This is a genomic window from Pseudomonas sp. G.S.17 (genome assembly GCF_038096165.1).
GTDB lineage: Bacteria > Pseudomonadota > Gammaproteobacteria > Pseudomonadales > Pseudomonadaceae > Aquipseudomonas.
Window position 1 is genome coordinate 5529197 of sequence record NZ_CP151076.1, and the last position, 19227, is coordinate 5548423.

General features: G+C 54.8%; 19 protein-coding genes. All 19 read right to left on the minus strand.

Annotation, left to right across the window (positions count from 1 at the left end):
- Positions 1-21: 21 nt before the first annotated feature.
- Positions 22-288, minus strand: a complete 267-nt coding sequence (gene rpsQ, locus AABC73_RS25720) for a 30S ribosomal protein S17 (protein WP_020290702.1) — start codon at positions 286-288, stop codon at positions 22-24.
- 2 nt (positions 289-290) lie between these two features.
- Positions 291-482: a 50S ribosomal protein L29 gene (rpmC, locus tag AABC73_RS25725; protein ID WP_002555481.1), complete on the minus strand. Its 192-nt coding sequence runs from the start codon at positions 480-482 to the stop codon at positions 291-293.
- Positions 482-895, minus strand: coding sequence for a 50S ribosomal protein L16 (rplP, locus tag AABC73_RS25730; RefSeq protein ID WP_003444372.1), 414 nt, complete (start codon positions 893-895; stop codon positions 482-484). The genes rpmC and rplP overlap by 1 nt, the downstream gene beginning before the upstream one ends.
- A 12-nt stretch (positions 896-907) precedes the next feature.
- Positions 908-1594, minus strand: coding sequence for a 30S ribosomal protein S3 (gene rpsC / locus AABC73_RS25735; protein ID WP_003176422.1), 687 nt, complete (start codon positions 1592-1594; stop codon positions 908-910).
- A 13-nt stretch (positions 1595-1607) separates the two neighbouring features.
- Entirely contained in the window at positions 1608-1940 is a 333-nt protein-coding gene (rplV, locus tag AABC73_RS25740; protein ID WP_020290703.1) for a 50S ribosomal protein L22, read from the minus strand.
- Positions 1941-1953: 13 nt separating this feature from the next.
- Positions 1954-2229, minus strand: coding sequence for a 30S ribosomal protein S19 (gene rpsS, locus AABC73_RS25745; protein ID WP_003232420.1), 276 nt, complete (start codon positions 2227-2229; stop codon positions 1954-1956).
- A 16-nt stretch (positions 2230-2245) separates the two neighbouring features.
- Positions 2246-3070, minus strand: a complete 825-nt coding sequence (gene rplB / locus AABC73_RS25750; protein WP_020290704.1) for a 50S ribosomal protein L2 — start codon at positions 3068-3070, stop codon at positions 2246-2248.
- A gap of 14 nt (positions 3071-3084) precedes the next feature.
- Positions 3085-3384, minus strand: a complete 300-nt coding sequence (rplW, locus tag AABC73_RS25755; RefSeq protein ID WP_002555488.1) for a 50S ribosomal protein L23 — start codon at positions 3382-3384, stop codon at positions 3085-3087.
- On the minus strand, positions 3381-3983 hold the full coding sequence (gene rplD / locus AABC73_RS25760; protein ID WP_020290705.1) for a 50S ribosomal protein L4: 603 nt from the start codon (positions 3981-3983) through the stop codon (positions 3381-3383). Before rplD ends, rplW begins: the two co-directional genes overlap by 4 nt.
- 12 nt (positions 3984-3995) lie before the next feature.
- Positions 3996-4631 carry a 50S ribosomal protein L3 gene (gene rplC / locus AABC73_RS25765; protein WP_007253310.1) on the minus strand — a complete coding sequence of 212 codons (636 nt, stop codon included), beginning with the start codon at positions 4629-4631 and terminating at the stop codon, positions 3996-3998.
- Positions 4632-4712: 81 nt separating this feature from the next.
- Positions 4713-5024 carry a 30S ribosomal protein S10 gene (rpsJ, locus tag AABC73_RS25770; RefSeq protein WP_003186070.1) on the minus strand — a complete coding sequence of 104 codons (312 nt, stop codon included), beginning with the start codon at positions 5022-5024 and terminating at the stop codon, positions 4713-4715.
- Between the two features lie 139 nt (positions 5025-5163).
- On the minus strand, positions 5164-6357 hold the full coding sequence (tuf, locus tag AABC73_RS25775; protein ID WP_341521476.1) for an elongation factor Tu: 1194 nt from the start codon (positions 6355-6357) through the stop codon (positions 5164-5166).
- Between the two features lie 33 nt (positions 6358-6390).
- Complete coding sequence (gene fusA, locus AABC73_RS25780) at positions 6391-8493, minus strand: elongation factor G (RefSeq protein WP_065833637.1); 2103 nt, start codon at positions 8491-8493, stop codon at positions 6391-6393.
- 30 nt (positions 8494-8523) lie between these two features.
- Positions 8524-8994 (minus strand): 30S ribosomal protein S7, encoded by a 471-nt coding sequence (rpsG, locus tag AABC73_RS25785; RefSeq protein WP_002555493.1) that lies wholly within the window; start codon positions 8992-8994, stop codon positions 8524-8526.
- A 124-nt stretch (positions 8995-9118) separates the two neighbouring features.
- A complete protein-coding gene (gene rpsL / locus AABC73_RS25790) occupies positions 9119-9490 on the minus strand; it encodes a 30S ribosomal protein S12 (protein ID WP_002555494.1) in 372 nt (123 codons plus the stop codon).
- Between the two features lie 200 nt (positions 9491-9690).
- Positions 9691-13890, minus strand: a complete 4200-nt coding sequence (rpoC, locus tag AABC73_RS25795; protein WP_341521477.1) for a DNA-directed RNA polymerase subunit beta' — start codon at positions 13888-13890, stop codon at positions 9691-9693.
- A gap of 63 nt (positions 13891-13953) precedes the next feature.
- Positions 13954-18027, minus strand: a complete 4074-nt coding sequence (rpoB, locus tag AABC73_RS25800; RefSeq protein WP_341521478.1) for a DNA-directed RNA polymerase subunit beta — start codon at positions 18025-18027, stop codon at positions 13954-13956.
- Positions 18028-18248: 221 nt separating this feature from the next.
- On the minus strand, positions 18249-18614 hold the full coding sequence (gene rplL, locus AABC73_RS25805; RefSeq protein ID WP_020290710.1) for a 50S ribosomal protein L7/L12: 366 nt from the start codon (positions 18612-18614) through the stop codon (positions 18249-18251).
- Between the two features lie 78 nt (positions 18615-18692).
- A complete protein-coding gene (gene rplJ, locus AABC73_RS25810) occupies positions 18693-19193 on the minus strand; it encodes a 50S ribosomal protein L10 (protein WP_020290711.1) in 501 nt (166 codons plus the stop codon).
- Between the last annotated feature and the right edge of the window lie 34 nt (positions 19194-19227).

The following is a 19227-nucleotide window of genomic DNA, read 5'->3' on the forward strand; positions in this document are numbered from 1 at the left end:
AATTTCTCCGACCCCTAGTCCTTAGACTTCCACAGCGCGTTCGAGAATATCAACCAATGCCCAAGACTTGGTCTTGGCCACCGGACGAGTTTCACGAATAGTGACTTTGTCGCCGATGTGGCACTGATTGGTTTCGTCGTGCGCGTGCAGCTTAGTCGAACGCTTAACGTATTTACCGTAGATCGGGTGCTTTACGCGACGCTCGATCAAAACGGTGATGGTTTTGTCCATCTTGTCGCTGACAACACGGCCAGTCAGCGTACGGACATTTTTCTCAGCTTCAGCCATGATCACTTACCTGCCTGCTGGTTGAGCACAGTCTTCACGCGAGCGATGTCGCGCTTAACTTGCGAGAGCAGGTGAGACTGCCCCAACTGGCCAGTTGCTTTCTGCATACGCAGATTGAACTGGTCGCGCAGCAGGCCGAGCAGTTGCTCGTTCAGCTGCTGTGCTGATTTTTCACGAAGTTCATTCGCTTTCATCACATCACCGTCCGTTTAACAAAGGAGGTGGCGAGTGGCAGCTTTGCAGCAGCCAGGGCGAAAGCCTCACGCGCCAGCTCTTCAGTAACACCCTCGATTTCATACAGGACTTTGCCTGGCTGAATCTGGGCAACCCAGTACTCCACGTTACCCTTACCTTTACCCATACGAACTTCGAGAGGCTTTTTGGTTACAGGCTTGTCCGGGAATACACGGATCCAGATTTTGCCGCCACGTTTAACGTGACGGGTCAGTGCACGACGCGCTGACTCAATCTGACGAGCAGTGAGACGACCACGAGCAACAGACTTCAGCGCATATTCGCCGAAGCTGACTTTGCTACCGCGCAGTGCCAAGCCACGGTTGTGGCCAGTCATCTGCTTGCGGAACTTCGTACGCTTTGGTTGCAACATTTGGCGTACCCCTTACTTAGCAGCTTTTTTACGAGGCGCAGGTGCTTGTGGTTTCAGTTCTTCTTGGCGACCACCAATTACTTCGCCTTTGAAGATCCAAACCTTTACACCGATCACACCATAAGTGGTGTGAGCTTCGTAGTTGGCATAGTCGATGTCGGCACGCAGGGTGTGCAGTGGCACACGACCTTCGCGATACCATTCAGTACGTGCGATTTCAGCACCGCCGAGACGACCGCTCACTTGGATTTTGATGCCTTTGGCACCAATGCGCATGGCGTTCTGAACAGCGCGCTTCATAGCACGACGGAACATTACGCGGCGCTCCAGCTGCTGAGCTACGCTCTGCGCAACCAGCATACCGTCGAGCTCCGGCTTGCGGATCTCTTCGATATTGATGTGCACAGGCACACCCATTTGCTTGGTCAGGTCCTGACGCAGTTTCTCAACATCTTCACCTTTCTTCCCGATAACGATACCTGGACGAGCGGTGTGGATGGTGATACGTGCTGTCTGAGCCGGACGATGGATATCGATACGGCTGACGGACGCGCTTTTTAATTTGTCTTGGAGGTACTCACGCACTTTCAGATCAGCGAACAAATAGTCCGCATAAGTCCGACCGTCTGCGTACCAGACGGAGGTGTGCTCCTTGACGATTCCCAGGCGAATGCCAATGGGATGTACTTTCTGACCCATCTCTTCGACTCCGTTACTTGTCAGCAACCTTGACAGTGATATGGCAAGACCGCTTGACGATGCGATCAGCACGGCCTTTGGCACGCGGCATGATACGCTTCAGCGAACGCCCTTCGTTGACGAAAACGGTGGCAACCTTAAGGTCATCAACGTCTGCGCCTTCGTTGTGCTCGGCGTTGGCTACGGCCGACTCCAGCACTTTCTTCAGGATCTCGGCAGCTTTCTTGTTACTGAAAGCCAACAGGTTGAGCGCTTCGCCCACCTTCTTCCCGCGGATCTGGTCGGCGACCAAGCGGGCTTTCTGGGCGGAGATTCGAGCGCCCGACAACTTAGCGGCTACTTCCATCGTTCCTTACCCCTTAACGCTTGGCTTTCTTGTCTGCCACGTGCCCACGATATGTGCGGGTACCGGCAAACTCGCCTAGTTTATGGCCGACCATATCTTCGTTCACGAGAACTGGGACATGAAGGCGACCGTTATGCACTGCAATGGTCAGACCGACCATTTGTGGCAGGATCATCGAACGACGCGACCAGGTTTTCACCGGTTTGCGATCGTTCTTTTCCGCCGCCACTTCGATCTTCTTCAGTAGGTGAAGATCAATAAAAGGACCTTTTTTCAGAGAACGTGGCACTGTCGTATCCCTCTATTTACTTGCGACGACGGACGATCATTTTGTCGGTACGCTTATTACCACGAGTCTTCGCGCCCTTAGTCGGGAAGCCCCACGGCGATACCGGATGACGACCACCAGAGGTACGACCTTCACCACCACCATGTGGGTGATCAACCGGGTTCATGGCAACACCACGAACGGTTGGGCGAACGCCACGCCAGCGTTTGGCACCAGCTTTACCCAGGGAACGCAGGCTATGCTCGGAGTTCGAGACTTCGCCCAGCGTTGCACGGCATTCCGACAGCACTTTGCGCATTTCACCGGAGCGAAGACGCAGGGTAACGTACACACCTTCACGAGCGATCAGCTGAGCCGAAGCACCAGCGGAACGAGCGATCTGAGCGCCTTTACCTGGCTTCAATTCGATGCCATGAACGGTGCTACCAACTGGAATGTTGCGCAGTTGAAGAGCGTTACCTGGCTTGATCGGCGCCAAGGCACCTGCGATCAGTTGGTCACCAGCACTAACGCCTTTAGGGGCGATGATGTAGCGACGCTCGCCATCTGCGTACAGCAGAAGGGCGATGTGAGCGGTACGGTTTGGATCGTATTCAATGCGCTCAACAGTGGCAGAGATGCCATCTTTGTCGTTGCGACGGAAGTCGACCAAACGATAATGCTGCTTATGACCACCACCGATGTGACGGGTAGTAATACGGCCATTGTTGTTACGACCACCAGTCTTCGATTTCTTCTCGAGCAGCGGTGCGTGAGGAGCGCCTTTATGCAGCTCCTGGTTGACCACCTTGACCACAAAACGGCGGCCAGGGGAAGTCGGTTTGCATTTAACGATTGCCATGATGCACCCCTTCCTTACTCAGCACTGCTGCTGAAATCGAGATCTTGGCCTGGCTGAAGGGAGATAACCGCCTTCTTCCAGTCATTACGCTTGCCCAGACCGCGAGCAGTGCGCTTGCTCTTACCCAGAACATTCAGGGTAGTAACACGCTCAACTTTCACGCTGAACAGGCTTTCGACGGCCTTCTTGATTTCCAGCTTGGTTGCGTCAGTAGCAACCTTGAAAACGAACTGACCTTTTTTGTCTGCCAGAACCGTAGCCTTCTCGGAAACGTGCGGGCCAAGCAGAACTTTAAATACGCGTTCCTGGTTCATCCCAGCAGCTCCTCGAATTTCTTCACGGCCGACACAGTGATCAACACTTTGTCGTATGCGATCAGACTAACTGGATCGGAACCTTGAACGTCACGTACATCAACGTGCGGCAGGTTGCGAGCAGCCAGGTACAGATTCTGGTCAACAGCATCAGACACGATCAAGACGTCAGTCAGGCCCATGCCAGTCAGCTTGTTAAGCAAATCTTTGGTTTTCGGTGCTTCAACAGCGAAGTCCTGAACCACGACCAGACGATCAGTACGAACCAGTTCAGCAAGGATGGAGCGCAGTGCTGCGCGATACATCTTCTTGTTGAGCTTCTGAGAGTGATCCTGTGGACGTGCTGCGAAAGTGGTACCACCGCCACGCCAGATTGGGCTACGGATTGTACCGGCACGAGCACGGCCAGTACCCTTTTGACGCCACGGGCGCTTACCGCCACCACGAACGTCGGAACGGGTCTTTTGCTGCTTGGTGCCTTGACGACCGCCAGCCATGTAGGCCACGACTGCCTGGTGTACCAGCGTCTCGTTGAATTCGCCGCCAAATGTCAGTTCGGAAACTTCGATTGCTTGAGCGTCATTTACATTTAATTGCATGTCAGCTTCCCCTTAACCGCGAGCCTTGGCTGCTGGACGTACAACCAGATTGCCGCCAGTAGCGCCAGGAACAGCACCCTTGACCAACAACAGATTGCGTTCAGCGTCCACGCGCACTACTTCCAGGGACTGCACGGTCACGCGCTCAGCGCCCATATGACCGGACATTTTTTTGCCCTTGAATACACGACCAGGAGTCTGGCACTGGCCGATAGAGCCTGGGACGCGGTGGGACACGGAGTTACCGTGGGTATTATCTTGCCCGCGGAAGTTCCAGCGCTTGATCGTACCCTGGAAGCCTTTACCTTTGGACTGACCGGTTACATCAACCAGTTGACCAGCAGCGAAGATTTCAGCGTTGATCAGATCGCCGGCCTGGTAGTCGCCTTCTTCAAGACGGAATTCCATTACGGTACGACCAGCGGCAACGTTCGCTTTAGCGAAGTGGCCAGCTTGAGCAGCTGTAACGCGCGAAGCACGACGCTCACCGACAGTGACTTGCACTGCACGATAGCCATCGGTTTCTTCGGTTTTAAACTGGGTGACGCGATTCGGTTCGATCTCAATGACCGTAACCGGAATGGAGACACCTTCTTCGGTGAAAATACGGGTCATACCGCATTTACGACCGACTACACCAATAGTCATGTTGTAAACCTCATGAGTGTACGGGGCTTTCACCCGCTATGGCCGCCCATTTCAGAGCGTTACACGACTAAGACCCGAGTCTTAGCCGAGGCTGATCTGAACTTCCACACCGGCCGCAAGATCAAGCTTCATAAGAGCGTCAACGGTTTTATCCGTCGGCTGGACGATGTCCAGAACGCGCTTGTGAGTACGGATCTCATACTGGTCGCGCGCGTCTTTGTTGACGTGCGGTGAAACCAGAACAGTGAACCGTTCTTTACGGGTAGGAAGTGGAATCGGACCACGCACTTGTGCACCAGTACGTTTCGCGGTTTCCACGATTTCCTGGGTAGATTGGTCGATCAAGCGATGGTCAAAAGCCTTCAACCTGATACGGATTTGCTGATTTTGCATTGGATTTCAGACTCCAGATTGCTGTTCCCACCGAGCGCAATACGCCCGTTAAAAGGAGGCGCAATTCTATAGACGAGCTAACAGGGTGTCAACCCAATAAAAAAGCCCCCGCAAGCGGGGGCTCTTTTTGACTCATCGCTTACGCGATGATTTTGGCTACGACGCCAGCGCCGACGGTACGACCGCCTTCACGAATAGCGAAACGCAGACCATCTTCCATTGCGATTGGCTTGATCAGGGTAACGCTAACTTTAACGTTATCACCTGGCATTACCATCTCAACGCCTTCCGGCAGTTCGCAGCTACCGGTTACGTCGGTAGTACGGAAGTAGAACTGTGGACGATAGCCTTTGAAGAACGGAGTGTGGCGACCGCCTTCTTCTTTGCTCAGTACGTAGATTTCAGCTTCGAACTGAGTGTGCGGCTTAACGGTGCCTGGCTTAACCAGAACCTGGCCACGCTCAACGTCGTCACGCTTGGTACCACGCAGCAGAACGCCGCAGTTCTCGCCAGCACGACCTTCGTCGAGCAGCTTGCGGAACATTTCAACACCAGTACAGGTGGTGAGGGTGGTATCACGCAGACCAACGATTTCCAGCGGATCCTGAATCTTGACGATACCGCGCTCAACACGACCAGTCACAACGGTGCCGCGACCAGAGATGGAGAATACGTCTTCGATCGGCATCAGGAATGGCTTGTCGACAGCACGCTCAGGCTGAGGAATGTAGCTATCCAGAGTCTCAACCAGCTTCTTGACGGCAGTGGTGCCCATCTCGTTGTCGTCCAGACCTTCCAGCGCCATACGGGCAGAGCCGATGATGATTGGAGTGTCGTCGCCAGGGAAGTCGTAAGTGCTCAGCAGATCGCGCACTTCCATCTCAACCAGTTCCAGCAGCTCAGCGTCGTCTACCAGGTCAGCCTTGTTCAGGAAAACCACGATGTACGGAACGCCAACCTGACGGGACAGCAGGATGTGCTCACGGGTTTGTGGCATCGGACCATCAGCAGCCGAACAAACCAGGATAGCGCCGTCCATCTGGGCAGCACCGGTGATCATGTTTTTTACGTAGTCGGCGTGACCTGGGCAGTCAACGTGCGCGTAGTGACGCACAGCCGAGTTGTATTCAACGTGAGCGGTGTTGATGGTGATACCGCGAGCTTTCTCTTCTGGTGCGCTGTCGATCTTGTCGAAGTCAACACGAGCCGAACCGAAAACTTCGGAGCAGACGCGAGTCAGAGCAGCAGTCAGAGTGGTTTTACCGTGGTCAACGTGACCGATGGTGCCAACGTTGACGTGCGGTAGGGAACGATCAAATTTTTCTTTAGCCACGACAATTAACTCCTAGCCTAAAGGGGGGCTGAATCAGCCTTGTTTTTTAACGATAGCTTCGACGACATTCGACGGAGCCTCGGAGTATTTGGAGAATTCCATAGAGTAGCTCGCGCGACCCTGGGACATGGAACGGACGTCGGTCGCATAACCGAACATCTCACCCAACGGAACCTCGGCACGGATAACCTTGCCGGAAACCGTATCTTCCATACCCTGGATCAGACCACGACGACGATTCAGGTCACCCATCACGTCACCCATGTAGTCCTCAGGTGTAACAACTTCAACCTTCATGATCGGCTCAAGAACAACACCGCCACCTTTGGAGGCAAGTTGCTTGGTCGCCATGGAGGCTGCCACCTTAAACGCCATCTCGTTGGAGTCGACGTCGTGGTAAGAACCATCGAAAACGGTAGCCTTCAGGCCGATCAGCGGATAGCCGGCAACAACACCGTTCTTCATCTGCTCTTCGATACCCTTCTGGATGGCCGGGATGTATTCCTTAGGAACCACACCACCTACCACTTCGTTCACGAATTGCAGACCTTCCTGACCTTCGTCAGCCGGTGCAAAACGAATCCAGCAATGGCCGAACTGGCCACGACCGCCGGATTGGCGTACGAACTTGCCTTCGATCTCACAAGCCTTCGTGATCTTCTCACGATAGGAAACCTGTGGCTTACCGATGTTGGCTTCGACGTTGAACTCACGGCGCATCCGGTCAACCAGGATGTCCAGGTGCAACTCGCCCATGCCAGAGATGATCGTTTGACCAGTCTCTTCATCAGTTTTGACGCGGAAAGACGGGTCTTCCTGAGCAAGTTTGCCCAGAGCGATACCCATTTTTTCCTGGTCATCCTTCGTCTTAGGCTCAACGGCAACCGAGATAACCGGCTCCGGGAAGTCCATGCGAACGAGGATGATTGGCTTGTCAAGAGAGCACAAGGTGTCGCCAGTGGTGACGTCCTTCATGCCGATCAAAGCCGCGATGTCACCAGCGCGTACTTCTTTGATCTCTTCACGAGTGTTCGCATGCATTTGCACCATACGACCAACGCGCTCTTTCTTGCCTTTTACGGAGTTCAAAACGCCGTCGCCAGAGCTCAACACACCCGAGTAAACGCGTGCGAAAGTCAGGGTACCCACGAATGGGTCGGTAGCAATTTTGAAAGCCAGAGCCGAGAACGGTTCGCTGTCATCTGCATGACGCTCCATTGCGACTTCTTCGTCATCCGGGTCGGAACCCTTGATGGCCGGAATGTCTACTGGAGCCGGCAGGTAGTCGATAACTGCGTCGAGAACCAGGGGAACGCCCTTGTTCTTGAACGAAGAACCGCATACAGCCAGAACGATTTCGCCAGCGATGGTACGTTGACGCAGAGCAGACTTGATTTCTTCGATGGTGAGTTCTTCACCTTCGAGGTACTTGTTCATCAGCTCTTCGTTGGCTTCAGCGGCAGCTTCAACCATGTTGCTGCGCCACTCTTCAGCCAATTCCTGCAGTTCTGCAGGGATCGCTTCGCGACGGGCAACCATACCTTTGTCAGCGTCGTCCCAGTAAACAGCTTCCATGGAGATCAGATCGATCTGACCCTGGAAATTGTCTTCTGCGCCGATAGCCAACTGGATAGGCACCGGAGTGTGACCCAGACGCTGCTTGATCTGACCGATCACGCGCAGGAAGTTTGCGCCGGCACGGTCCATCTTGTTTACGTAAACAAGACGCGGAACGCCGTATTTGTTGGCTTGACGCCATACGGTTTCCGACTGAGGCTCAACACCCGAGGTACCGCAGAACACAACGACCGCGCCATCGAGTACGCGCAGGGAGCGCTCTACTTCAATGGTGAAGTCAACGTGGCCCGGGGTATCGATGATGTTGAAGCGGTGACGGTCGAACTGCTTGTCGGAGCCAGCCCAGAATGCAGTCGTAGCAGCGGAGGTAATGGTGATACCCCGCTCCTGCTCTTGCACCATCCAGTCCATGGTCGCGGCGCCATCATGCACCTCGCCCATTTTGTGGTTTACGCCAGTGTAAAAAAGGACGCGCTCGGTGGTGGTGGTTTTACCAGCATCCACGTGAGCAACGATACCAATGTTACGGTAGCGGTTAATCGGAGTAGTACGAGCCATAAAGCCCTCGCAAAATTAGTGACGCTGAAATTAGAAGCGGTAGTGCGAGAAAGCTTTGTTGGCTTCAGCCATACGGTGCACGTCTTCACGCTTCTTAACTGCAGCACCTTTACCTTCGGCGGCGTCCAACAGTTCGCCAGCCAAACGCAGAGCCATAGACTTCTCACCGCGCTTGCGCGCGAAGTCTACCAGCCAGCGCATTGCCAATGCATTACGACGGGACGGACGAACTTCGACCGGGACCTGGTAAGTAGCACCGCCTACACGGCGCGACTTCACTTCGACCAGCGGAGCGATGGCGTCGAGAGCTTTCTCGAAGATTTCCAGGGGATCGGAGTTCTTGCGTTCTTTAACCTTTTCCAGCGCGCCATAAACGATACGTTCGGCAACGGCTTTCTTGCCGCTTTCCATAACGTGGTTCATGAACTTGGCCAGAATTTGGCTTCCGTATTTTGGATCGTCAAGCACTTCGCGCTTGGCTGCTACGCGTCTTCTTGGCATGGATAAGCCCTCAAACGGTCTTCAGGTTAGCTCGGGACCACCACCCAGCGAGGGTGCGCCCGACCTTACTCTTATCGACTCAGAAAAATAGAAATCTGCATTTTTGTCACAGGAACCCTAAAGACTACTTAGGCTTCTTGGTACCGTACTTCGAGCGACCCTGGTTACGACCTTTGACGCCGGAAGTATCCAAAGAACCGCGGACGGTGTGGTAACGAACACCTGGCAAGTCTTTTACACGACCGCCACGAATCAGGACCACGCTGTGCTCTTGCAGGTTGTGACCTTCACCGCCGATGTACGAGGAAACCTCGAAACCGTTGGTCAGGCGCACACGGCATACTTTACGCAGTGCCGAGTTAGGTTTTTTCGGCGTGGTGGTATACACACGAGTGCATACGCCACGACGTTGCGGGCAGTTCTGCAGCGCAGGTACGTCGGATTTCTCGACGATACGCTTACGCGGCTGACGTACCAGCTGGTTGATAGTTGCCATCTACTAGCTCCACTGTTGTCTTGCGACGCTATTGTCTTACAAGAAAAGCAAGATGGCAGGACATAAGTCCCGCCAAATTTAGGGGTACAAGAGTCTAAAGAGGATCTTGTCCCCAGTCAAGGCAAAGCCCCGACCCTCCTCCCGACACCGCGGCAGAATTTACCTGCCGCCGCGTCGAAAAGAAAGACCGAGGCCTTATCTTAATTACCGCTGGAGTTCAACGCTTCAGTCAATGCTGCTTCGACTTCGCTAGCGCTGACACGCAACGGCTTGTCTACTTCACGGCGACGCTTGCGCTCGCTGTGATAAGCCAGGCCGGTACCGGCCGGAATCAAACGACCCACGACAACGTTTTCCTTCAGGCCGCGCAGGTAATCGCGCTTGCCTGTAACGGCCGCTTCGGTCAGTACGCGGGTTGTCTCTTGGAAAGAGGCCGCGGAAATGAACGACTCGGTGGACAACGATGCCTTGGTGATACCCAGCAACACACGAGTAAATTTGGAAACGAATTTCTCGTCGCCAGCCAGACGCTCGTTCTCTACCAGAACGTGAGTCAGCTCCATCTGGTCACCTTTGATGAAGGTGGAATCACCAGATTCGGCAATTTCAACTTTACGCAGCATCTGACGCAGGATCGTCTCGATGTGCTTATCGTTGATTTTCACGCCTTGCAGACGGTAAACGTCCTGGATCTCGTTGACGATGTACTTGGCCAGCGCACTCACACCCAGCAGACGCAGGATGTCGTGTGGATCGCTAGGACCGTCGGAGATAACTTCGCCGCGGTTCACTTGTTCGCCTTCGAAGACGTTCAGGTGACGCCACTTTGGAATCAGCTCTTCGTACGGATCGCTACCGTCGTTCGGGGTAATAACCAGACGGCGCTTGCCTTTGGTTTCTTTACCGAACGCGATGGTGCCGCTGACTTCAGCCAGAATCGAGGCTTCTTTCGGACGACGGGCTTCGAACAAGTCGGCAACACGCGGCAGACCACCGGTGATGTCACGGGTTTTCGAAGTTTCTTGCGGGATACGGGCGATAACATCACCGATCGCAACCTGCACACCATCCGCTACACCGACCAATGCGTTAGCCGGCAGGAAGTACTGAGCCGGTACGTCGGTACCTGGCAGCAACAGATCCTTGCCATCAACACCGACCATCTTCACAGCTGGGCGAATATCTTTGCCCGCTGCTGGACGGTCTTTGGCGTCGAGTACTTCAATGTTGGTCATACCGGTCAATTCGTCTGTCTGACGCTTGATCGTGATGCCTTCTTCCATGCCCACGTAGGTCACGGTACCTTTCATTTCGGTAACGATTGGGTGAGTGTGCGGATCCCACTTGGCCACGATCGAACCAGCGTCGACCTTGTCGCCTTCCTTCACCGAAATCACTGCACCGTAAGGCAGTTTGTAGCGCTCGCGCTCACGACCGTAGTCATCAGCAATCGCCAGTTCACCGGAACGCGAAACCGCAACCAGGTGACCGTCGACACGTTCAACGTGTTTCAGGTTATGCAGACGGACAGTACCGCCATTCTTCACCTGAACGCTGTCCGCAGCGGAGGTCCGGCTTGCCGCACCACCGATGTGGAACGTACGCATGGTCAGCTGGGTACCCGGCTCACCGATGGACTGGGCAGCGATAACGCCGACAGCTTCACCGATGTTCACCTGATGCCCGCGAGCCAGGTCACGACCGTAGCACTTGGCGCAGATACCGTAGCGAGTTTCGCAGCTGATCGGCGACCGAACGATAACTTCGTCGATGCTGTTCAGTTCGATGAACTCAACCCACTTCTCGTCTACCAGCGTACCGCCAGGAACGATCACTTCGTCGGTGCCAGGCTTGAACACGTCACGGGCGATGACTCGACCCAGTACACGTTCGCCCAATGGCTCAACAACGTCGCCGCCTTCAATGTGCGGAGTCATCAGCAGACCGTGTTCGGTGCCGCAGTCGACTTCTGTCACAACAAGGTCTTGCGCAACGTCTACCAGACGACGCGTCAGATAACCGGAGTTAGCTGTTTTCAACGCGGTATCCGCGAGACCCTTACGAGCACCGTGAGTCGAGATGAAGTACTGAAGTACGCTCAAACCTTCACGGAAGTTCGCAGTGATCGGCGTTTCGATGATGGAGCCGTCCGGCTTGGCCATCAAACCACGCATACCCGCCAGCTGACGGATCTGTGCAGCGGAACCCCGAGCGCCGGAGTCAGCCATCATGTACATCGAGTTGAAGGATTCCTGATCAACTTCGACGCCGTGACGGTCGATAACGCGTTCTTTGGACAGGTTCGACATCATCGCTTTCGAGACTTCGTCGTTCGCCTTGGACCAAAGGTCGATTACCTTGTTGTACTTCTCGCCCTGGGTTACCAGGCCTGAGGCGTACTGACTTTCGATCTCTTTAACTTCTTCGGTTGCTGCGTCGATGATGCGAGCTTTTTCATCCGGGATAACGAAGTCGTTAACGCCGATGGAAACACCCGAAATCGTCGAGTAGGCAAAACCGGTGTACATCAACTGGTCAGCGAAGATAACGGTCTCTTTCAAACCAACCACGCGGTAGCACTGGTTGATCAGCTTGGAGATCGCCTTTTTCTTCATCGGCTGGTTGACCACGTCGTACGACAGGCCGGCCGGAACCACCTGGAACAACAGCGCACGGCCGACAGTGGTGTCGACGATACGAGTGTTCTTGACGCTGCCACCATCACGATCGTTGACCGTTTCGTGGATGCGGACCTTGACCTTGGCATGCAGTGCGGCTTCGCCGGCACGGAATACACGGTCAACTTCCTGCAGATCCGCGAATACACGACCTTCGCCTTTGGCGTTGATCGCTTCACGAGTCATGTAGTACAGACCCAATACAACGTCCTGCGAGGGAACGATGATTGGCTCACCGTTGGCTGGCGACAGGATGTTGTTGGTCGACATCATCAGCGCACGCGCTTCGAGCTGGGCTTCCAGCGTCAACGGTACGTGAACGGCCATCTGGTCGCCGTCGAAGTCGGCGTTGTACGCGGCGCAGACCAACGGGTGCAGCTGGATAGCCTTACCTTCGATCAGAACCGGTTCAAATGCCTGAATACCCAGACGGTGAAGCGTTGGTGCACGGTTGAGAAGAACCGGGTGTTCGCGAATCACTTCAGCGAGAACGTCCCAGACTTCCGGCAGCTCGCGCTCAACCATTTTCTTGGCAGCTTTGATGGTGGTCGCAAGACCGCGCATTTCCAGCTTGCCGAAAATGAACGGCTTGAACAGCTCGAGAGCCATTTTCTTCGGCAGACCGCACTGGTGCAGACGCAGGGTCGGACCAACGGTAATTACCGAACGACCCGAGTAGTCAACACGCTTACCGAGCAAGTTCTGACGGAAACGACCCTGCTTACCCTTGATCATGTCAGCCAGGGATTTCAGAGGACGCTTGTTCGAACCGGTGATAGCGCGGCCACGACGACCGTTGTCGAGCAATGCATCGACAGCTTCCTGCAGCATACGCTTTTCGTTGCGCACGATGATGTCCGGAGCGGACAGATCAAGCAGGCGCTTCAAACGGTTGTTACGGTTGATCACTCGACGATACAGATCGTTGAGGTCGGAAGTCGCGAAACGACCGCCATCAAGCGGAACCAACGGACGCAGATCTGGCGGCAGAACCGGCAGAACGGTCAGGACCATCCACTCAGGCAAGTTGCCCGAACCCTGGAAGGCTTCCATCAGCTTCAGACGCTTGGACAGCTTCTTGATCTTGGTTTCGGAGTTGGTTTGCGGAATTTCTTCGCGCAGACGGCCAATCTCGTGTTCCAGGTCGATCGCGTGCAGCAGTTCACGGACAGCTTCGGCACCCATGCGGGCATCGAAATCGTCGCCGAACTCTTCCAGCGCTTCGAAGTACTGCTCGTCGTTCAGCAGCTGACCTTTTTCAAGGGTGGTCATGCCTGGATCGATTACGACATAGCTCTCGAAGTAGAGAACGCGTTCGATATCACGCAGGGTCATGTCCATCAGCAAGCCGATACGGGACGGCAGGGACTTCAGGAACCAGATGTGGGCAACCGGCGAAGCCAGTTCGATGTGAGCCATACGCTCACGACGGACTTTAGCCAGCGCAACTTCAACGCCGCACTTCTCGCAGATCACACCACGGTGTTTCAGGCGCTTGTACTTACCGCACAGGCACTCGTAATCCTTGACCGGGCCAAAGATCTTGGCGCAGAACAAGCCGTCACGCTCAGGCTTGAACGTACGGTAGTTGATGGTTTCCGGCTTTTTAACTTCACCGAACGACCACGAACGGATCATCTCAGGCGATGCCAATCCAATACGGATGGCGTCGAACTCTTCGACTTGACCCTGGTTTTTCAGCAAATTCAGTAGGTCTTTCAAGGCCTTTCCTCCTGGCGGAGCAGAGGGCGGTCATACCGACCCACCCTCGATTCGCGTCACGTGTTATTCGGTTTCCAGATCGATATCGATACCGAGCGAACGGATTTCTTTGATCAACACGTTGAAGGACTCGGGCATGCCCGGCTCCATACGGTGATCGCCGTCCACGATGTTTTTGTACATCTTGGTACGACCGTTCACATCGTCCGACTTCACTGTGAGCATTTCTTGCAGAGTGTAAGCCGCGCCGTATGCTTCCAGCGCCCACACTTCCATCTCCCCGAAACGCTGACCACCGAACTGAGCCTTACCACCCAGCGGCTGCTGGGTAACCAGGCTGTAAGAACCAGTGGAACGCGCATGCATCTTGTCGTCCACCAAGTGGTTCAGCTTCAGCATGTACATGTAGCCAACGGTTACCGGGCGCTCGAATTTGTTGCCGGTACGACCGTCGAACAGCTGCATCTGGCCGCTTTCTGGCATATCTGCCAGTTTCAGCATGGCCTTGATTTCGCTTTCCTTGGCACCGTCGAACACTGGAGTGGCCATTGGCACACCGCCACGCAGGTTCTTCGCGAGATCCAGGATTTCCTTGTCGGACAGGTCTTCCAGATTTTCCTGGCGACCGCCGATTTCGTTGTAGATCTCGGTCAGGAACTTGCGCAGATCAGCAACTTTACGCTGCTCTTCCAGCATGCGGTTGATCTTCTCGCCCAGACCTTTGGCCGCGAGGCCCAGGTGAGTTTCGAGGATCTGACCAACGTTCATACGCGAAGGTACGCCCAACGGGTTGAGAACGATATCGACCGGCGTGCCATTGGCATCGTGCGGCATGTCTTCAACCGGCATGATCACGGAGACCACACCTTTGTTACCGTGACGACCGGCCATCTTGTCGCCAGGCTGGATACGACGACGGATTGCCAGGTAAACCTTGACGATCTTCAGAACGCCCGGAGCCAGGTCATCGCCCTGCTGCAGCTTGCGTTTCTTGTCTTCGAACTTGTCATCAAGCAGACGACGACGATCAACGATGTAAGCCTGGGCTTTCTCGAGCTGCTCGTTCAGAGCATCTTCAGCCATGCGCAGTTTGAACCACTGACCATGCTCAAGACCGTCGAGGATCTCATCGGTGATGTCCTGACCTTTCTTCAGGCCAGCGCCGCCTTCGACCTTGCGGCCAACCAGAGCGGAACGCAGACGTTCGAAGGTCGCGCCTTCAACGATGCGGAACTCTTCGTTCAGATCCTTGCGGATCTCGTCGAGCTGAGTCTTCTCGATGGACAGTGCACGAGCATCACGCTCTACACCGTCACGGGTGAAGACCTGTACGTCAATAACTGTACCTTTGGTGCCGGTTGGCACACGCAGGGACGTGTCTTTAACGTCGCTGGCCTTCTCACCGAAGATCGCACGCAACAGTTTTTCTTCCGGAGTCAGCTGGGTCTCGCCTTTCGGAGTGACCTTGCCCACCAGGATGTCGCCTGCGCCGACTTCGGCACCTACATAAACGATACCGGCTTCGTCGAGCTTGTTCAGTGCAGCTTCACCCACGTTCGGGATGTCTGCAGTGATTTCTTCAGGCCCAAGCTTGGTATCACGCGCCACACAGGTCAGTTCCTGAATGTGGATCGTGGTAAAGCGGTCTTCCTGAACAACACGCTCGGACAGGCAGATGGAGTCTTCGAAGTTGAAGCCGTTCCATGCCATGAACGCGATGCGCATGTTCTGACCCAGAGCCAGCTCACCCATATCGGTGGACGGACCGTCAGCCATGATGTCGCTACGCTCAACCCGATCACCCTTGCTCACCAGCGGACGCTGGTTGATGCAGGTGTTCTGGTTGGAGCGGGTGTATTTGGTCAGGTTGTAGATGTCGACACCGGCTTCACCGGTCTCAACTTCATCATCAGCAACACGAACCACGATACGGCTTGCATCAACCGAGTCGATAACGCCGCCACGACGAGCCACGACGCAAACACCGGAGTCACGCGCTACGTTACGCTCCATGCCCGTACCCACCAGCGGCTTGTCAGCACGCAAGGTCGGAACAGCTTGACGCTGCATGTTCGAACCCATCAACGCACGGTTGGCGTCATCGTGCTCGAGGAACGGGATAAGCGATGCCGCAACCGATACAACCTGCTTCGGCGAAACGTCCATCAAGGTGACGTCTTCCGGCGCCTTGACGGTGAACTCGTTCAAGTGACGAACAGCTACCAGCTCGTCGATCAGAACTTTCTTGTCGTTCATTGCCGCAGAAGCCTGGGCGATGACGTGATCCGCTTCTTCAATAGCCGACAGGAACACGATCTCGTCGGTAACCAGTGCGTCTTTCACCACACGGTACGGGCTCTCGAGGAAACCGTACTGGTTGGTGCGCGCATAGGCCGCCAGGGAGTTGATCAGGCCGATGTTCGGACCTTCCGGCGTTTCGATCGGGCAAACACGACCGTAGTGCGTCGGGTGAACGTCTCGAACTTCAAAGCCGGCGCGTTCACGAGTCAAACCGCCAGGGCCGAGTGCAGAAACACGACGCTTGTGGGTGATCTCGGACAGCGGGTTGTTCTGGTCCATGAACTGGGAAAGCTGGCTGGAACCGAAGAACTCTTTGACCGCTGCCGCGACTGGCTTGGCGTTGATCAGGTCCTGAGGCATCAGGCCTTCGCTTTCTGCCATCGACAGACGCTCTTTGACCGCACGCTCAACACGCACCAGGCCAACACGGAACTGGTTCTCGGCCATTTCGCCGACACAACGAACACGACGGTTACCCAAGTGGTCGATGTCGTCGACGATGCCTTTACCGTTACGGATATCAACCAGCGTCTTCAGAACGGCAACGATATCTTCTTTGCACAGAACGCCCGAACCTTCGATCTCGGTGCGACCGATACGACGGTTGAACTTCATCCGGCCTACAGCGGAGAGGTCGTAGCGCTCCGGGCTGAAGAACAGGTTGTTGAACAGGGTTTCTGCTGCGTCTTTGGTAGGCGGCTCGCCTGGACGCATCATGCGATAGATCTCTACCAGAGCTTCCAGTTGGTTGCTGGTGGAGTCGATCTTCAACGTATCGGATACGAATGGACCACAGTCGATATCGTTGGTGTACAACGTTTCGATGCGAACGACCTGAGCCTTGGCAATTTTGCCCAGGATTTCGGTGTTCAGCTCGGTGTTGCACTCGGCAATGATTTCGCCAGTCGCTGGATGCACGATGACCTTGGCGGTAGTGCGACCCAGGACGTAGTCCAGAGGCACTTCCAGCTCTTTGATCCCGGCTTTTTCCAGCTGGTTGATGTGGCGCGCGGTAATACGACGGCCTTGCTCAACGATGACCTTACCCTTGTCGTCCAGGATATCCAGAACGGCAATTTCACCACGCAGACGCTGAGGAACCAGCTCCAGGCGAAGGTTTTCACCCTGCACATGGAAAACGTTAGTGGTGTAGAAAGCATCGAGCACTTGTTCAGTCGTATAACCGAGCGCGCGCAGCAACACGGACGCAGGCAGCTTGCGACGACGGTCGATACGAACGAATACGCAGTCTTTCGGATCGAACTCGAAGTCCAACCACGAACCGCGATACGGAATGATACGCGCGGAATAAAGCAGTTTGCCGGAGCTGTGCGTCTTGCCACGGTCGTGGTCGAAGAACACGCCAGGCGAACGGTGCAGCTGGGAAACGATAACGCGCTCGGTACCGTTGATAACGAAGGTACCGTTCTCAGTCATCAGGGGGATTTCACCCATGTAGACTTCTTGCTCTTTGATGTCCTTGATCGCTTTGTTCGACGATTCTTTGTCGAAAATGATCAAGCGAACCTTGACTCGCAGAGGTACAGCGTAAGTCACACCGCGCAGCACGCACTCTTTGACATCAAATGCCGGTTCGCCCAAGCGATAACCTACATACTCCAGCGCAGCATTGCCGGAGTAGCTGATGATCGGGAAAACGGATTTGAAGGCTGCATGCAGACCGACGTCGCGGAACTGATCTTTGGTAGCTCCCGCTTGCAGGAATTCGCGATACGAATCCAGCTGGATGGCCAGGAGATACGGCACATCCATTACGTCCGGCAACTTGCTAAAGTCCTTGCGGATACGTTTTTTCTCAGTATATGAGTAAGCCATCAGCGTTCCCCAGCTTGGTCACCTGCTTGTTTGGCTCCCCCCGACGGGAGCAGCCAGAAAATCGTGCAAACCCCGTGGTTTGCTCCACCATTCCGGTGGCTTTTTTGCACGTCAGAGACGTTGTACAAGCCAATCGTCTATAACGGAAAAAGGCCGGTGGCAAGAGCCACCAGCCATCAGCCTTTCGCTTAACGCTTGGGCTGGACACTCAAAGTCGGTACTTATTTCAGCTCGACTTTAGCGCCTGCTTCTTCCAAGGTAGCCTTGGCTTTGTCAGCAGCGTCTTTCGAAACTGCTTCCAGAACGATGCCTGGAGCGCCGTCAACTACAGCCTTGGCTTCTTTCAAGCCCAGACCGGTCAGCTCACGTACAGCCTTGATCACGTTAACTTTCTTCTCGCCAGCTTCCAGCAGCATGACGTTGAATTCAGTTTGCTCTTCAACAACAGCGGCAGCAGCAGCTGGACCAGCAGAAGCAGCAGCGGCAGTAACACCGAACTTTTCTTCGAAGGCTTTGATCAGCTCAACAACCTGCAGAACGGACATTTCGCCAACTGCGTTGAGGATATCTTCTTGAGAGATAGACATGAATCTAATTCCTGAATTGGGGGACAGCCTAGGCGGCCATCAAAATAAACAAAAATACGCGAGAGGGAACACTCAGCCTTAGGCTGCTGCGGATTCTTTCTGATCGCGAATAGCCGCCAGAGTACGAGCCAACTTGCTGGTAGCGCCTTGAATCACGCTCATCAGCTGGGAGATTGCTTCGTCACGGGTCGGCAAGGTTGCCAGTACGTCGATCTGGTTAGCCGCGAGGAACTTGCCCTCGAACGCAGCTGCCTTGATCTCGAACTTATCCTGACCTTTGGAGAATTCCTTGAACAAACGGGCAGCAGCGCCAGGATGTTCGTTAGAGAATGCAACCAGGGTCGGGCCAGTGAACACGTCGTTGAGCACGTCATATTGAGTGCCAGCAACGGCGCGCTTGAGCAGGGTGTTACGTACAACACGTACGTAAACGCCAGCTTCACGAGCCTCTTTACGGAGTCCGGTCATAGCGCTTACTGTTACGCCACGGGCATCAGCCACGACAGCGGACAGAGCAACTTGGGCAGCCTTGTTGACTTCAGCGACGATGGCCTTCTTGTCTTCAAGCTTAATTGCCACGGGTTTAACTCCTGCTTGTTACCGTTTCATCCAA

What these genes read in the sequence shown, in the direction of transcription:
- rpsQ (WP_020290702.1), bottom strand. Translation starts at nt 288, where the DNA reads ATGGCTGAAGCTGAGAAAAATGTCCGTACGCTGACTGGCCGTGTTGTC.
- rpmC (WP_002555481.1), bottom strand. Translation starts at nt 482, where the DNA reads ATGAAAGCGAATGAACTTCGTGAAAAATCAGCACAGCAGCTGAACGAG.
- rplP (WP_003444372.1), bottom strand. Translation starts at nt 895, where the DNA reads ATGTTGCAACCAAAGCGTACGAAGTTCCGCAAGCAGATGACTGGCCAC.
- rpsC (WP_003176422.1), bottom strand. Translation starts at nt 1,594, where the DNA reads ATGGGTCAGAAAGTACATCCCATTGGCATTCGCCTGGGAATCGTCAAG.
- rplV (WP_020290703.1), bottom strand. Translation starts at nt 1,940, where the DNA reads ATGGAAGTAGCCGCTAAGTTGTCGGGCGCTCGAATCTCCGCCCAGAAA.
- rplB (WP_020290704.1), bottom strand. Translation starts at nt 3,070, where the DNA reads ATGGCAATCGTTAAATGCAAACCGACTTCCCCTGGCCGCCGTTTTGTG.
- rplW (WP_002555488.1), bottom strand. Translation starts at nt 3,384, where the DNA reads ATGAACCAGGAACGCGTATTTAAAGTTCTGCTTGGCCCGCACGTTTCC.
- rplD (WP_020290705.1), bottom strand. Translation starts at nt 3,983, where the DNA reads ATGCAATTAAATGTAAATGACGCTCAAGCAATCGAAGTTTCCGAACTG.
- rplC (WP_007253310.1), bottom strand. Translation starts at nt 4,631, where the DNA reads ATGACTATTGGTGTAGTCGGTCGTAAATGCGGTATGACCCGTATTTTC.
- rpsJ (WP_003186070.1), bottom strand. Translation starts at nt 5,024, where the DNA reads ATGCAAAATCAGCAAATCCGTATCAGGTTGAAGGCTTTTGACCATCGC.
- fusA (WP_065833637.1), bottom strand. Translation starts at nt 8,493, where the DNA reads ATGGCTCGTACTACTCCGATTAACCGCTACCGTAACATTGGTATCGTT.
- rpsG (WP_002555493.1), bottom strand. Translation starts at nt 8,994, where the DNA reads ATGCCAAGAAGACGCGTAGCAGCCAAGCGCGAAGTGCTTGACGATCCA.
- rpsL (WP_002555494.1), bottom strand. Translation starts at nt 9,490, where the DNA reads ATGGCAACTATCAACCAGCTGGTACGTCAGCCGCGTAAGCGTATCGTC.
- rpoB (WP_341521478.1), bottom strand. Translation starts at nt 18,027, where the DNA reads ATGGCTTACTCATATACTGAGAAAAAACGTATCCGCAAGGACTTTAGC.
- rplL (WP_020290710.1), bottom strand. Translation starts at nt 18,614, where the DNA reads ATGTCTATCTCTCAAGAAGATATCCTCAACGCAGTTGGCGAAATGTCC.